Raw genomic sequence first — 14,594 nt, 5'->3', positions numbered from 1 at the left:
GCTGGAGTCCTGTCAATCAGTGTCAGCGCACCTGCGACCCGTTTGCGGGCGCACTGGGAAACCGGTACGGCAGACCGTATGATTGAAACGTGATGGGGCGGTCAGAGCCAGTCCGGTTCGACGTAGTTGCCCGTTGCCTGATCGTCGGGCCAGATGACTTCCTGGACGCCAGTACCGTCTTCGCCCTCTCGCCACTGGAAGTACACCGGATGGACGTATTCTTCGCCGTATTTCACGTCGTGGGGGAACTCCTCATCTGGGCCGTTAAATTCGATCGTGCCGGTAGTGCCAGCTACAGAGATCCCCTCGAGCGTGGTGACGAGTTCGTCGGAATCGAGCGTGCCGGCGTCTTTGGCCGCCTGAGCGAAGACGTGGACCGCGTCGTAGCTGTTGTAGCCGGTGTAGATCGGACTAGTCCCGTTGTGGCGGCTCTGATATTCGTTGACAAACGACTTGGCCCGGTCACGATTGCTCGTCGGCGTCACGTTGGTGTAGCCGACGGCGTACTCGCAGTTCCCATCGACCTGTTCGTAGTACGACGGCGACTGCATCGGCATGTGGACGCCGCCGAACCCGAACGGTTGCTGGCTGCGGTTCCAATCGACCAGCGACGTGGCTCCGGTGTGGGCGACCGCTTCCAGTACCGCGTCGGCATCCGTCGTGGCGATCTCGTCGTAGATCTCGGTGAAATTGTCCGTTTCGGGTGGATACTGCTCCCAGAACGTCACGTCGTCGCCGAGTTCTTCCTGATAGACGTCCCACAGCGATTCGGTCCAGATGTAGTCCTCGACGAGGACGGCGAACGACTCCCACCCCAGCTCGCTGCCCATGTCGTTGAGGAACTCGATCTGGTGGGTTGCGAGATCGTGGCCGTTGAGCGGTCCAACCCGGAAATGATACTTGTACTTCTCGTACTGCTGGCTGATCAGTTCGTTGGGCGTCATCGTCACGGAGCCAGCGGTTAGATGGACCGTCTCCTGTTCGGCGACGTCATCGAGGATTCCCTCGAGGACCTCGCTTGTGGCGACGCCGACGGTGACGTCGGCTCCCTCCTCGAGGACAAAGCCGCCGAGTACTGTGCGGTCATGGGCAAGGCCGCCGATGGCGACCTCACCGCCCGTGCGATGGCCGACAGCGACAACGAGCAGATGCAACAGATCGGGGAAGACTTCAACGAGATGCTCGACGAGATCGAGCAGACGATCGCCGAGCTCAACCGGTTCGCGACCGACGTCGCGACCGCCTCCGAGCAGGTGACCGCCTCCAGCGAGGAAGTCCGCTCCGCCTCGCAACAGGTCACCGGCTCGGTTCAGGAGATTTCGGACGGTGCGGACCGTCAGAACGAGTCGCTGCAGTCGGTCAACCAGGAGATGAGCGGCCTCTCGACGACGACCGAAGAGATCGCCGCCTCCTCGAACGAGGTGGCCGACATTGCCGAACGGACGGTCAACACCGGACAGGAAGGGAAGGAAGCCGCCCAGACGGCGATCAGCGCCATGGACGAGATCGAAACCGAGGCCGGCGACGCCGTCGACGAGATGCGCCGCCTCGAGGAAGAGGTCCAGCAGATCGACGAACTGATCAACACGATTTCGGAGATCGCTCGCCAGACCAACATGCTGGCGCTGAACGCCAACATCGAGGCCTCCCGCTCGGCGGGCGGCAGCGACGACGAAGGGTTCTCCGTCGTCGCAAAGGAGGTCAAGGCCCTCTCCGAGGACGTCGCACAGGCAGCCAACGAGGCCGAAGACCGCCTCGAAGCGATTCGGGAACGCACCGAACAGTCCGCCGCCGAGGTCGAGGACACGAGTGCGGACATCGAAGACGCGACCGAACAGGTCCAGGAAGCCGTCGAAGCGCTCGAGGAGATCGCCGATCTCGCCCAGGAGACCAACATCGGTGTTCAGGAAATCTCCGCAGCGACCGAAGAGCAGGCGGCCTCGACCCAGGAGGTCGTCGCGATGGTCGACAACGCGGCGACGATCTCCGAGGAGACCACCGCGGAAGCCGAGAACGTCGCTGCCGCGGCCGAACAGCAGACCACTGCGCTGACTGAGATCACGAAGTCCGCCTCGCAGCTCTCGGAGCAGGCGGCACAACTCTCCGAAGCGCTTGACCGATTCGACACCGACGTCGACCACGACGAGGGAGATCTCGAGTCGACACTCGGTATCGAGGCGGAACTGTCCGTAAGCGACGCATCGTTCGACATCGATGGAGCCGCCGGGCCGGATGGCCAGACCGGCGGCATCACGCTCGATTCGGAGCTCGAATCCGACAAGCAGGACTCAGACCCGCTCGCGTTCGACGATGAGACGGACGCCACCCTCGACCAGACCGACGACATAGCCGACTCCGATCAGTCGGCTGTAGAGGCCCTCGAGGGCGGTTCGGACGGCGATGCTCGCGAGACCGCATCGGCTGAGGATGTCCTCGACACTGCGTCAGCAGGGAACGGCGCTGACGAGATCGGTGCCGAGGAAATCCTCGGAGTCGAGGCCGACGAGGCCGACGATGGGACCCTCGAGTCGGCTGGTGTCACTGATTCCTTCGGTGACGACGCCTCGGATCCGCTCGCGGATGATGCTGACACGCTGGCTGGCACCGACGCCAGCGACGATGCGGGTGACGAGTTCGAACCGACGGCGAACTCGAGTACCGACACCGACGACGCGGCCGCACAGCCGCTTGGACCAGTTGACGACGATCTCGGTGATGAAGACGCTGCTGACGAGACGGCTGCACAACCGCTCGGTCCGGCTGATGATGATGATCTCGATGACGAAGACGCAACTGCCGACGAGACGACCGCACAGCCGCTCGGACCTGCCGACGACGACGTCGGCGATGAGGACACAGCGGACGCCAGTCTCGACGGTGACGACGCGTCGGCCGGCGACGAGGAGGACGACGACGAGGAGGACGACGTGTTCACGTTTGGAACGACCGACGACGAGTAACCGTCCGATTGCCGGTCGCTGAATCGCCGTCGACACGCGACGCGGCCTTGCGGTGCCGTCGATGCACCGCTGTGCGTCGGCTTCGTTCGCTACCTTTTTGACTGCCGTCTTGAAAGGAATCGGCATGCTCACCGTGCGGGCACCGGCGACGAGTGCGAACCTCGGGAGTGGCTTCGACGTCTTCGGCGTCGCTCTCGGGACGCCCGCCGACGTAATTCGAGTCGAGCGCGCCTCGGAAACGACGATTACGGTTACGGGTGCCGGAAGCGAATACATCCCGGAAGACCCCGCCAAGAATACCGTCGGTGCGGTCGCCGAGGCACTTGACGCCCCGGCTCGTATCCGGATTGACAAGGGCGTCCGGCCTTCCTCGGGACTTGGCTCGTCGGCCGCCAGTGCGGCCGCCGCCGCCGTCGCGTTAAACGCCCTCTACGACCGCGGCTACTCGCGGGAGGAACTCGTCCCCATCGCTGCCGAAGGCGAAGCGCTCGTCTCCGGCGAGGCTCACGCGGACAACGTCGCTCCCGCGCTGCTCGGCGGCTTCACCATCGTTACCGACGACGGCGTCACGCAGGTCGACGCCTCCGTCCCCGTCGTCGCCTGCCTTCCCGACATCTCCGTGTCGACGCGCGACGCGCGCGGTGTCGTTCCCGACTCGGCCCCGCTCGAGGACGTCGTCGACACCGTCGGCAACGCTGCCACGCTCACCGTTGGAATGACACGAGACGATCCCGACCTCGTCGGTCGGGGGATGAACGATGCCATCGTCACGCCCGAACGCACGAAACTCATCGACGGCTACGATCAGGTTCGTGAGGCCGCCCTCGAGGCGGGCGCGACCGGCGTGACCGTCAGCGGTGCCGGGCCGGGCGTGCTGGCGGTCTGTCACCGTCGGGACCAGCGCTCGATCGCCGCGGCGATGGTCGATGCCTTCGACGCGGCCGGCGTCAAGAGTCGGGCCTATCAGACTGCCGTCAGCGAGGGTGCAACGCTGTATCGCTGAGCTGCTGGTCGGCATTGGTGTTCGTTGCAACCGCAAGACGTTCGTGAGTGCGCCGTAACTACCCGACAGAGGAGCCGCGGCGATGAGTCTGGTAACTGATGGTATCCTCGCCGTGATCGCACTAGCGGCGTTCGTCGGTGGCCTCGCCGTTGCGAGCGCTCCGCTCTCGCTCCCGTTCGTCACAGTCGGTGTCCTTGGAACACTCGTCTTCGAGGCTATCGCGTTCAGTCACAGCGAACTCGTCCGTGAGTACTGGGAGCGACCGGCCGTCCAGTTCGGAACACTCGTGGGCGTGTTCGTGACCGTCGGTATCGGCATCGCCGTCGCACCGTCGCGGCTGCTCTCAGCAGGGATCGGCTCACTGGTGACGTACCTGTTGATCCTCTCAGTTGTTCTCGTGACAGCTGCTCGGTCCTGACCAGGGGATAGGACCGGCCAGTAACAGCCACCTACTGCCCGTTAGGCCGGCTGTTACGACGAGTATCTCGATTGATAACTATCCGTGACAGTCAGGAATCGGTGCCCGTATGCGGTGGGTATTCGACGCGCTATGGGCCGGGGAACAGTCGGGGGATGAGCCAACAGATAGCCAGTCTGCTGGCTCGACGGACCGCCAACGAGGACAGTCCCACGTGCTCGGACTCGTTCTGCTGATCGGTGCCGTCGCCGTCGCGAGTGTCGGAATCATCATGTTGGGTTCGAGCGGTCTCGACACGCAGCAGGCGGCCATCGAAACCGATTACGCCGAACAATCGATGCTCGAGTTCGCTCATAGTACGAAGACGACCGTTTCTACCGGCCGCGGTCCGTCGGACGTATCGCTCGGCCCGTTCGACCGCGGGCACGTCTCGATGCGGGAGACCGCTGGTCGTGTGACCATGACCAGAGTCAACGATTCGGGAGGTACCGAGGTGTTGTACAACGAATCGCTCGGGACGCTGGCGTACGCCAACGGTGACACCGAAATCGCCTATCAGGGTGGTGGTGTCTGGCGAACTGACGGCACGGGATCAGCGATGGTCTCCGAACCCGGTATCGAGTACCGGAACGGAACGCTATCGTTCCCAATCGTTCACCTCGACGGCAATCGTGCCGGGGGGAATGCCGTCGATGGCACTGTTCGACAGGCGGCCACCCCGACGCAGGTTGCTCTCGACGGCCGATCGAACAGCGAGAGCGTCACGGTTCGGATCGCCATCCAGAGCGCATACTGCAGCGCATGGGAACGCGAACTCGAGGACTCGCTCGAGGGGAGTGTGACCGAAAGCTGTGACGAGGGTGAGCCACAGCGCGTTCGGATCCAGCTGATCTCCCCGACCGAGAACAGCAGAGCACTCGATGGCGCCGTCATCGGCGAAACAGTCAACGCCGCCGGCCTCAGTGAGAGCACGGGCAAACAGATGATCGATGGGAACGCGAGAGCCGGCACCATCGACGAGTGGATGGTCAGCGGAACGGTCTCCCACGAGAACTACGACTACCCGTCGGCTGACGAGGAAATCGATCGTTCGCTCGAGGCATGCGACGAGTTCGAGGCATTAGACGGGCCGATCACTGAGCCCGGTGTTCATTGTGTCGACGAGATCGGCAGCGGCCACCACTTCGACACGTCTAACGGAGACATAGCTGTCGTGGTCCGGAAATCGTTCGATCTGTCCGGGAGCGATTCCCTCAGCGTCACAGGCAGCAACGACCTCACGATCTACGCCGGCGAGGACCTCGATGTGAAAGGAAATGCTGTGATCGGAAACGCCTCCGACCCCTCACAGACACGGCTCGTCTTCTCCTCGGGATCCACTGTGCAGACCGTAAGCGGGACTCCGGAGATCAACGCACTGCTCTACGCACCGGAGTCGACGGTAGACATCAAAGGAACACCGACGATCGTGGGGACTGTCGTCGGGGACGACGTCACGATCCATGACGTCGCTGCCGAGATTCGAGGCGACGACAGTCTCGCGACCCTCGAGTTCATCCCCGGCGCAGGACCACACGTTCCGTACGCCACGGTCACCGCCTACGAAGCCGAACTCGACGACTGACTCGCGGTCACCGCCTCCGCTTTCGTCTCCAAATCCGGGTTACCAGCCGCTGCTTCGGCGCATCGCGTCCGAACTCTCGATCGACGATCGAGCCTCGGTCGACACTGATCCGACTCTTCGACGACTACCTGCCAGTGCTACGGCCTCTCTGCGACGGTCCGCCAGCGTCGGCCGTAGATCCGCGGGAGGGCATCGATCTTCGCGTGTCGAACGTTCGTCGGGACGGTCGAAACTCTCGTCGAGACGCTGGCCGGGAGCGGACCGTACGGAACTGACGACACAGCAGTCGGGTTTTTCGATACTGGTTTCCGACCAGCGTAGCCGGGGCCGCGCTGTGTCGACCCGTACAGTTCTTCGAATTTCGAATGGCCGTCGATGACGCCATTTCGAGCCCCTTTTGCGGCTTTTTTCGCTTCTTGTTGAAGCGCCGCGTTCGTCGCATCCGTTTTCACGTCGTCGACGAACTTCCTGACTTCGGCTGCCGCCTCGGAATCGCCGGTCGAATCGAACGCGTCAGGACCGACGACGTCCTCGAGTTCCGTCTTGAGCTGTCGCAGCTCCCGCAGGAAATCGGCGATATCGACGGTGTTCCAGAACTCTCGCAGTTCGATGACGTCTCGGATCGTACTGAGATCCAGTGCCAGGTCCGGATCCCTCTCGCGAATTGCGTCCGGGAGTCCGTCTTGCTTGATGAGATTCGGCAGCGCCGACGCGTCGACGGCGTCCGGCAGTTTCTCGAAATCTATCGTTTCGAGAAGATCGTCGACTTCCTCGACGATGTCTAGAAGTTCTTCGACCGCCGCCCGCGTCTCGGCCGATCCGTTGGGTGCGGTTTCCCGGAGCAATCGCTCGGTTCCCGCTGTAATTCGATCGACGAGTTGCTCGACGCTGGTCGGAGATGTTGCCTGACTCATGCCGTCAGTAGGTTGGATACGGAGAAAACGGGTGTGCTTGCCGATCAGTCGTCGCTCCAGCGAATCGGCAGACGAGAATGGGTCCGTCGTCAGTCAGTTAAACGCCGCGACCCTGCAGCTTCTCCTCTTCGGGGAGGTCGACGTTCGCGTCGCCTTTCATGCTCTTGCCGAGGTTCTTCGAGATCTCCGCGAGCGCCTCGGGGTCGTCCCAGTTGTTCGTCGCTTCGACGATCGCCTCGGCCATCTCCGGCGGGTTCTCCGCGCCGAAGATCCCGCTGCCCACGAAGATGCCGTCACACTCGTGGTGCATCATGAGCGCGGCGTCGGCCGGCGTCGCGATGCCACCCGCTGCGAAGTTGACGACCGGGAGTCGGCCCATCTCGGCAGTCTCGTGGACCAGGTCCGCGGGCGCTTCGATCTCGCGGGCGTAGGCCTCGCGTTCCTCGTGGCTCATGCCCTCGAGTTTGCGGATCGCGCCCTTGATCGTACGCTGGTGGTGGACGGCCTGGTTGACGTCGCCGGTGCCGGCCTCGCCTTTGGTACGGATCATCGCCGCGCCCTCGTCGATCCGACGCAGGGCTTCGCCGAGGTTACGCGCGCCACAGACAAAGGGCGCGGTGAAGTCGCGCTTGTCGATGTGGTAGGCGTCGTCCGCGGGCGTGAGGACCTCGGATTCGTCGATCATGTCCACGCCGACGGCTTCGAGAATCTGGGCCTCCTTCGTGTGGCCGATCCGGGATTTGCCCATGACGGGGATCGAGACGGAGTTGACGATCTCCTCGACATCTGCGGGGTCTGCCATCCGGGCGACGCCGCCGCGCTTGCGGATGTCCGCGGGGACGGCTTCTAGCGCCATCACGGCGACCGCGCCGGCTTCTTCGGCGATGCGCGCCTGTTCGGGATCGACGACGTCCATGATGACGCCGCCTTTCTGCATCTGAGCAAAACCGCGCTTGACGAGATCGGTCCCGCGTCGCAGTTCCTCGAGATCAGTGGTCTCGGTCATACTGCGCGGTTAGGAGCCACCGCACTTACGCGTGTTCTTTGGGGCCGATCCAGCCGCAGCCGCCGAAATCGGACGCAGGAGTAGTCTAGAAGCAAATATCTGAAGCTGCTTGCACCGAGTCGTATCACTCGGTCATCCGATCGCCTGCGAACAGTCGCGCTCGAACTCGCGAGCCGTACACCCGCGCGAGCGGCCGGTGCCACAGGCCGAGTTCCCGTGCCAGCGCCGGCGCGACCGCGAGGTGCGTACCGACGGACGGGCCGATCCCGATCGCTACCTTCCCACCGATTCGGGCCGTCGTCCCCAGGAGTGCACCGTCTTCGACCGTGTAACTCGTCATGGTCCAGTCGCGCGCTCGCGGACCGAGCCGGGGTCGAGGGATCTCGAGCCGAACGGCCTCGCGGTCACCATACCGCCCACCGGTGACGACGACACGGAGCCCATTCGGCCCGTCGGTCACCGTGACGCCGGCCCGTTCCTTCGGGTACCCCCAGAGTTCGCGGCCGAGCGCGACTGCGGGTTCGGTCGTCACCGGCAGCCAGTGGACGTAGCCACCGATCTCGCCGCCTACGAGCTGTGCGACGGGGGCGTTCGTTCGGCTTCCATGGACTGCCGGGACGATGACCGCGAACTCGTCGTAGGGCTCGAGTCCCGTCGCGTCTCGCTCGCCACGACCTACTCGATGGTACTGAATCCCAACAAGGGCGACACAGCCCACGCCGGGGGCGACCGCGAGCGACGAGAGGATATCCGGCAGGATCGTCTCGAGCCGGCTCCGACGGGCGGGAACGACGACGCCACCCATCGCGAACGACAGTTCGAGCGGGAGGGTGATCTCGTGGCCAGTCGACAGCCGGGTTCGAGATCGGTGCTCGGCAGAGGTCATAGCTGGCGGTACGCAGGGTCCGATCGTAGTGATAGGGGTCGGCCGCCGGCAGCGATAACCGCTACTGTTTTGCAGGTTCCGGCCGTCGCGCCGGACAATGACTGCCTCGACTTCGAGTGGCCGGCTGACAGACCGCGAGCGCACCGACGGCGAGTCGCTCCCGTCGTATCTCGCGCCACTGCCAACGGCGCTCGAGGACCTGGGGCTGCGATTTGCGTGGCTCGTCGTGGCGATCAACCTCGTGGGGACGGCCTTTGGCTTCTGGTACTACTCGGGGCAGTTCGCCGAAACGACGGCAGTGCTGTGGCCGTGGGTCCCCGACAGCCCGCTCGCGACGCTGTTCGTGGCGCTGGCGCTCGCCTGCTGGAAGCTGGGCCGCGAGCAGCCGTGGCTCACTGCACTGGCGTTTTTCGGCAACATCGTGCTCGGCCTGTGGACGCCCTACACGTTGCTCGCATTCGCTGATTCCTACACGTATCTCTCCCCGGCGATGTACAACTTCCTCTTCTGGAGCCACCTCGCGATGGTCGTGCAGGCGCTGGTGCTCTATCGAATCAGTGACTTCCCGGTGTGGGCTGTCGCGGTCGCCACCGGCTGGTACTGGAGCAACCTGCTCGTCGACTACTTCGTTCCGATCGTCGGCGAGCCCCACCACACGATCATCCCGGTCGCGCGGGACACACCCATGTTCCTCGAGGCCGACGCGCTGGGCGTCGTCGCCGCGGGCGAGGTCTCGTTCGTACTGCTCGCGGTATTCCTCGCGCTCGCGATCCGCGCGAAAAAGTGCGAGGCAGCCCAGAATCGGCCCTAACACCTCCTTGGTAGCGTCACCGCGCTGGCGACTGGTCGGCGGCCGCGAGTTCGAGGTACGGATCGAGTGCGCGGGCCATCGCCCGCCGTTCGACCCGTTCGGTCTCGGCATCGTATCGCACGACCGCTGCATCGCCCAGCTTCCGGAGGTGCGTGTGATGGAACTCGAGGGTGAGCCGGTCGATCCGTTCGGGCGTCGGCTCGCCGTCACGACGAGCGAGCCAGTCGATTAGGTCCGCGAGGTCGACTGCGCCCACGGTCCGGGAGAGATAGGCCAATGCCTGTCGGCGATGATCCTCGCACAACAGCTCGAAGATGACGCTGGGAGCAAGGGTGTCGTCGGCGTCCGTACGGTTTGCGTTCGCTGTCTCTGTTGTCATGGTGCTCTGTACTCGGCTTACGCGGCGCGGCCAACCCGTCGGCTCGTCCCGACTTCAGCAGAGCACGAGCCGAGATTGCCCGATATAGTTATAGCCTTTCTGCTGACGGGGTGAAATCCAGATATCAATGGAATACAGTAAACGAACGTTCGGAAAGCGACCACGACACGAATCGGAGTCGTCCGCCAGCGGTGGCGATCGATTGCTTATTCGAGGATGACGACCGCCGACTCGGTCTCGATCATCTCGCCCTCGCCGGAGTAGGTCCGCTCGAGTTCGACCTCGAAGAGGTCGTCTGCGAGTTCCTCGCCGGCGACGTGCAGGACGTCTTCATCGTCGTCGATTTCGTAGTCGCCACTCTCGATGCCGGCGTCGATCTCACCGACTTTCGAGCCGAATTTCGGCCCGAGCGTCGAGTAATCGAGGTCGATTTTGGCGACCTCGGTCGTGATCTCCGGTTGCTCTTCGAGCACGGTGAGGTCCTGGACGTGCATCACGTGCTGGATGGCGTCCTCGAAGCCGTCGACGGAGCCGTAGACCGACACCGACTCGAGGTCGGCGTTCAGCGGCAACTGGTTCTCGCTCTTGTAGCGTCGCAGCGCGGAGATGACCTCCATGGCGGTTTCGCCGGCCTCTAAGTCGGCCTCGTGGCCCTGCGGGGTGGGCCAGTCGCGGACGTGGATACTGCTCGCCTCGAGGTCGTCGTCGTTCACGTAGACCGCCTGCCAGATCTCTTCGGTCACGTGGGGCAAGAACGGGGCCCACAGCTCGAGGAAGGTCCGGTGTGCGGTCCGCAGCGCGTACTGCGTCGAAGGGTTGTCCTCGCGGGTCTTGGCGATCTCTAAGTAGTCGTCACAGAAGGTGTTCCAGAAGAACGTCCGCAGGCGGTCGCGGGCTTTCGCGAACTCGTAGGCCTCGAGATGGGCCGTCAGATCCGCGATCGCGTCGTCAAGCTCCGCGAGCAGCCAGCGGTCGATCGCCTCGAGGTCGGCGGGTTCGTCGGGATCGGCCGGGGCGAGCGTGTCGACGAGTTTCGAGGCGTTCCAGAGCTTCCGCAGGAGTTTTTCGCCTGCCGTCAGATCCTTCTCCTGATACGGGAAGTCGTCGCCGACGGCAGCGCTGGCCGCCCAGAAGCGGACAGCGTCGACGGGATACTCCGCGAGCACCGCGTCGGGCTCGACGACGTTGCCACGCGACTTGGACATCTTCTCGCGGTTTTCGTCCAGAACGTGGCCGTTGATCATCGTCGCGTCGAAGGGCACCTCGCCGGTGTGCTCGTAGCACTTGACGATGGTGTGGAACAGCCAGAACGAGATGATGTCGTGGCCCTGTGGGCGCAGATCGAACGGGTAGAGCTCGGGATTGTCCATCGTGAACTCCTCGTTCTCTGCGTCCCAGTCCCAGCCAGCGTTGATCAGCGGGGTGAGCGAGGAGGTCGCCCAGGTGTCGAAGACGTCCTCTTCAGGGTCGAACTCGTCGTGGCCACACTCCGGACACGCATCGATGGGCGGGTCGTCCGAGAGCGGGTCGACCGGCAGCTCTTCTCGATCGGCCATCACCGGATGGTCGCAGTCTTCACAGTACCAGACCGGGAACGGAATGCCCGAGTCGCGCTGGCGCGAGATCAGCCAGTCCCACTCGAGCCCTTCGATCCAGTGCTGGTAGCGGGTAAACATCTTCTCGGGGTACCAGTCCATCTCCTGGCCGGCCTCGAGATACTCGTCTTTGTGATCCAAGATTTCGACGTACCACTGCTTTGAGACGCGGAACTCGACGGGCGTGTCACAGCGTTCGTGGACCTGCACGGCGTGGGTGATCGCCCAGCGGTCGCGCAGGTAGCCCTCGTCGTCTAAGTCCTCGACGATGGCCTCGCGGGCCTCCTCGGTGGACATGCCTTCGTAGTCGCCGGCGAGGTCGGTCATCGTCGCGGACTCATCGATCGCCACGCGCAGCGGCAGGTCGTGGGCCTGGTACCACTCGATGTCGTTCTGGTCACCGAAGGTACAGCACATCACGACGCCGCTTCCTTTCTCCATATCGACACGCTCGTCTTCGATAATCGGCACTTCGTGGCCGAAGATCGGAATGCGAGCAGTTTCGCCGACGAGATCCTGGTTGTCCTCGTCGTCGGGGTGGACGAACACGGAAACACACGCTGGAATGAGCTCCGGGCGCGTCGTCGAGATGACGAACTCGTCACGCGGCGCGTCGTCGCCGACGAGTTCGAACGCGATGTCGTTGAAATGCGAGCCGCGTTCGTCGTCTTCCATCTCGACCTGCGAGATGGCGGTTTCACAGTCCGGACACCAGATCGCGGGTGCCTTCTTGCGGTACTCACGGCCCTTCTCGTAGAGGTCGAGGAAGGAAAGCTGGGAGATGCGCTGGACGCGCGGTTCGATCGTCTTGTAGGTGTTGTTCCAGTCGATCGAGGTGCCGAGTGCCTGCATCTTCTCGGTGAACTCGGCCTCGTAGTCCTGACAGACCTCCCGACAGAGGTTCTGGAACTCCCGGCGTTCGTAGTCCTGGTGGCGGATGTCCAGTTCCTTCTCGGTCAGGCGCTCGCTTGCGATCCCGTTGTCGTCGTAGCCAAAGGGAAAGAGCACATCGCCGTCTGCCATCCGCTGGAACCGGGCGGCGAAGTCCTGCAGCGTCGAGCCGTAGAGATGGCCCATGTGCAGGCTGCCCGAGACCGTCGGCGGCGGCGTATCGATCGCGTACACCGTGTTCGGGTCCTGCTTTTCGTCGCCATCGTAGGCGTAGACGTCCGCGTCGATCCAGCGCTGTTGCCAGCGGGATTCGACGGCTTCGGGGTCGTAGCCACCCTCGAGGCTCGGCTCGTCCTGTTCGGCCGTGTCCATGCTCATGCTCTCACCGCCCGCCGTGGGCGTCGTCGGTGCGTCGTCGGGAACTGTGGTTGGCGCTCGTCCATATGAGTCGTTGTTCGGTGAATGCTGGTCGGCGACAATACATCCGTCGAAACGGGGTAAGGAACGTAGGGCTATGGAGCCCCTATCAGGGCGGACGTAAGTCAGTAAAGGATTTCGACCACTGATTCGGTCGAACCCCTGTAAATCGTTACGTCCGCCCTGATACGAAAACGGTGCCACGCGGGCCGTCGAACGGTCGGACGGTCGCCGCGACGCACTGCATCATACGTATCTCTTGCCCCGGGAACGGTGTTAGGTGTTTCGTCGGCCGGCGCCCGATCGTGTCAGGATCCGCCCGTGTCGACCGACCCCAGTCTCGGCGGGCTGAGAGGTCACCGGCCTCGAGAGCAGAGCGCAAAAGTATCGTCCGGACTCTAGCAACGCGCATGAGTACCGATGGCGACCGCCTCGAGGAGGCCGATCGACCGTGAGTTTCCTGTCGCGGCTGCGAGCGCGCATCCGAGGGCGGTTCGACGAGTGGCGCTGGTGGTATGCACTGCGAGTCGGCAGCGTCCCGAGCTGTGCCGTCTGCGGGAACGAGGCGGCGTGGATCGCCACGTCAGAGAACGAGCCGCGCTGTTTCCAGCACATCCCGGCCGAAGGGGAGGAGGCGATCCGCGACGTTCAACCAGAGGATTGTTTTGCTGACTGGGACGAGCCCGCACGCGAGTAGCGTGGCAGACTCGCGCCACGACACTGGTGTGAGACCGGTCGACCGTCAGGCATCGCCGTCGGAGTGGGCCCGTACCCACAGTTCGCCGATCCGAGAGAGCCGCGTCCGGTAGGATTTGCCGTGTTCCTCGCGTTCGATGTACCCTTTCCCGCCGGGACCCAGCCGATCGACGTTGTAGATGACCTTCGACCGGAAGCTGTCGGTGTACTCCTCGTTGAGTTCGCGGGCCAGCGATTCGGCGAGTTCAGAGACGGAGTCGAACTCACCACCCTCGCCGAGTTTGTACAGGATCAATTCCTCGAAGGGCTTGACATTGGAGAAGGATGCAACCGGCAACTCGACGATGTGTTTGCCATCGATCTCTTTCGCACCGATGGTCGTTCCCCGCTCGTCAAACTCGGCGAGCAGATCACGGGCGCTCTCGAGGCGACCGGCGATCCGATCGCCAGCGATCCCCTCGTCGTCCTCGCGGAGGTCCTCGAGTAGCGCGATCTGTTCGCGCAGTTCCTCGGCGAGTTCGGTCTCCAAGTACTTCTCGGGGGCGGTGTAGTAGGTATGGATTCCCTCGCGATCCTCCTCGCGTTCGACCATCAGCGAGTGGGCGGCGTTGGCGAACGCGAAGCTGACGGTTCGGGGCATCGCGGCGACGTTGACCCAGACCTCGTTGCCGGCGTCGAGTTCAGCTGTAATGAGTTCGTAGGCCTGCTCGAAGGCCTCGTCGTAGTCGTAGACGTCCTCTAAGACGAACCGCTCGGTCTCGGCTCCCAGCAGGTTCCGGAAGTCCGTCTCGAGTTTCTTCGAGAGATGGCGGGAGTATTCGACGTTGGCCTCGCTGCCGACGGCTCCCTCGAGCAAAATGACGCTGTCGACGTCGATCTGATCGCGGACGAGTGGCGCGATCAGCCGGTCGTAATCGAAGCCGACCGGGACGATGTGGGTTTGCATGCTCGACACTGAGGCAGGAGCCGTTACAAAACCACCGAGTCGGTATCC

At 63.6% G+C, this 14,594-nt stretch carries 12 protein-coding genes and 1 pseudogene; 6 read left to right on the top strand and 7 right to left on the bottom strand.

Annotated elements, in window-relative coordinates:
- Positions 1 to 101: 101 nt before the first annotated feature.
- The gene (locus tag E2L06_RS21960) at positions 102 to 1,154 is read right to left on the bottom strand and encodes an ABC transporter substrate-binding protein (protein ID WP_171052373.1); all 1,053 of its coding nucleotides are present in this window, start codon (positions 1,152 to 1,154) and stop codon (positions 102 to 104) included.
- Between E2L06_RS21960 and E2L06_RS21955 the strand changes: the two are divergent.
- The 4 genes and pseudogenes from E2L06_RS21955 to E2L06_RS13850 form a co-directional block, all read left to right on the top strand.
- Positions 1,038 to 2,960, top strand: a pseudogene (locus E2L06_RS21955) (methyl-accepting chemotaxis protein); the annotation flags it as partial. The gene E2L06_RS21960 and the pseudogene E2L06_RS21955 overlap by 117 nt on opposite strands.
- Before the next feature lie 124 nt (positions 2,961 to 3,084).
- Entirely contained in the window at positions 3,085 to 3,963 is an 879-nt protein-coding gene (locus E2L06_RS13860) for a homoserine kinase (RefSeq protein WP_138782205.1), read from the top strand.
- An 82-nt stretch (positions 3,964 to 4,045) separates the two neighbouring features.
- Positions 4,046 to 4,381 carry a hypothetical protein gene (locus E2L06_RS13855; RefSeq protein ID WP_138782204.1) on the top strand — a complete coding sequence of 112 codons (336 nt, stop codon included), beginning with the start codon at positions 4,046 to 4,048 and terminating at the stop codon, positions 4,379 to 4,381.
- Between the two features lie 214 nt (positions 4,382 to 4,595).
- Positions 4,596 to 6,005, top strand: a complete 1,410-nt coding sequence (locus E2L06_RS13850; RefSeq protein ID WP_138782203.1) for a hypothetical protein — start codon at positions 4,596 to 4,598, stop codon at positions 6,003 to 6,005.
- A gap of 137 nt (positions 6,006 to 6,142) precedes the next feature.
- Here E2L06_RS13850 and E2L06_RS13845 read toward each other — a convergent pair whose 3' ends face one another.
- From E2L06_RS13845 to E2L06_RS13835, 3 genes are all read right to left on the bottom strand, one after another.
- On the bottom strand, positions 6,143 to 6,919 hold the full coding sequence (locus E2L06_RS13845; RefSeq protein WP_138782202.1) for a hypothetical protein: 777 nt from the start codon (positions 6,917 to 6,919) through the stop codon (positions 6,143 to 6,145).
- A gap of 97 nt (positions 6,920 to 7,016) precedes the next feature.
- Positions 7,017 to 7,925: a pyridoxal 5'-phosphate synthase lyase subunit PdxS gene (gene pdxS, locus E2L06_RS13840; protein WP_138782201.1), complete on the bottom strand. Its 909-nt coding sequence runs from the start codon at positions 7,923 to 7,925 to the stop codon at positions 7,017 to 7,019.
- A gap of 124 nt (positions 7,926 to 8,049) precedes the next feature.
- On the bottom strand, positions 8,050 to 8,811 hold the full coding sequence (locus tag E2L06_RS13835) for an acetoacetate decarboxylase family protein (RefSeq protein ID WP_138782200.1): 762 nt from the start codon (positions 8,809 to 8,811) through the stop codon (positions 8,050 to 8,052).
- Between the two features lie 97 nt (positions 8,812 to 8,908).
- Between E2L06_RS13835 and E2L06_RS13830 the strand changes: the two genes are divergently transcribed.
- Positions 8,909 to 9,622, top strand: a complete 714-nt coding sequence (locus tag E2L06_RS13830) for a DUF1405 domain-containing protein (protein ID WP_138782199.1) — start codon at positions 8,909 to 8,911, stop codon at positions 9,620 to 9,622.
- Positions 9,623 to 9,638: 16 nt separating this feature from the next.
- On the opposite strand, the gene E2L06_RS13825 is transcribed toward E2L06_RS13830, so the two are convergent.
- Together E2L06_RS13825 and E2L06_RS13820 are read right to left on the bottom strand one after the other, a co-directional pair.
- Positions 9,639 to 10,001 (bottom strand): hypothetical protein, encoded by a 363-nt coding sequence (locus tag E2L06_RS13825; RefSeq protein ID WP_138782198.1) that lies wholly within the window; start codon positions 9,999 to 10,001, stop codon positions 9,639 to 9,641.
- 206 nt (positions 10,002 to 10,207) lie between these two features.
- The gene (locus E2L06_RS13820; protein ID WP_138782562.1) at positions 10,208 to 12,859 is read right to left on the bottom strand and encodes a valine--tRNA ligase; all 2,652 of its coding nucleotides are present in this window, start codon (positions 12,857 to 12,859) and stop codon (positions 10,208 to 10,210) included.
- Positions 12,860 to 13,355: 496 nt separating this feature from the next.
- On the opposite strand from E2L06_RS13820, the gene E2L06_RS13815 reads away from it, so the two are divergent.
- Entirely contained in the window at positions 13,356 to 13,601 is a 246-nt protein-coding gene (locus tag E2L06_RS13815) for a hypothetical protein (RefSeq protein ID WP_138782197.1), read from the top strand.
- Between the two features lie 45 nt (positions 13,602 to 13,646).
- Here the strand turns inward: E2L06_RS13815 and E2L06_RS13810 are convergent, their stop codons facing one another.
- Positions 13,647 to 14,546: a DUF6293 family protein gene (locus E2L06_RS13810; protein ID WP_138782196.1), complete on the bottom strand. Its 900-nt coding sequence runs from the start codon at positions 14,544 to 14,546 to the stop codon at positions 13,647 to 13,649.
- Between the last annotated feature and the right edge of the window lie 48 nt (positions 14,547 to 14,594).

Source organism: Haloterrigena sp. H1 (assembly GCF_005938085.1).
Lineage (GTDB): Archaea > Halobacteriota > Halobacteria > Halobacteriales > Natrialbaceae > Natrinema.
The sequence above is the reverse complement of the archived record's forward strand: the minus strand, read 5'-3'. Positions and strand labels throughout refer to the sequence as shown.

Bases quoted from the DNA above. Each gene is read 5' to 3' on its own strand.
- E2L06_RS13860 (WP_138782205.1), top strand. From the start codon at position 3,085: ATGCTCACCGTGCGGGCACCGGCGACGAGTGCGAACCTCGGGAGTGGC.
- E2L06_RS13855 (WP_138782204.1), top strand. From the start codon at position 4,046: ATGAGTCTGGTAACTGATGGTATCCTCGCCGTGATCGCACTAGCGGCG.
- E2L06_RS13845 (WP_138782202.1), bottom strand. From the start codon at position 6,919: ATGAGTCAGGCAACATCTCCGACCAGCGTCGAGCAACTCGTCGATCGA.
- pdxS (WP_138782201.1), bottom strand. From the start codon at position 7,925: ATGACCGAGACCACTGATCTCGAGGAACTGCGACGCGGGACCGATCTC.
- E2L06_RS13835 (WP_138782200.1), bottom strand. From the start codon at position 8,811: ATGACCTCTGCCGAGCACCGATCTCGAACCCGGCTGTCGACTGGCCAC.
- E2L06_RS13830 (WP_138782199.1), top strand. From the start codon at position 8,909: ATGACTGCCTCGACTTCGAGTGGCCGGCTGACAGACCGCGAGCGCACC.
- E2L06_RS13825 (WP_138782198.1), bottom strand. From the start codon at position 10,001: ATGACAACAGAGACAGCGAACGCAAACCGTACGGACGCCGACGACACC.
- E2L06_RS13820 (WP_138782562.1), bottom strand. From the start codon at position 12,859: ATGGACACGGCCGAACAGGACGAGCCGAGCCTCGAGGGTGGCTACGAC.
- E2L06_RS13810 (WP_138782196.1), bottom strand. From the start codon at position 14,546: ATGCAAACCCACATCGTCCCGGTCGGCTTCGATTACGACCGGCTGATC.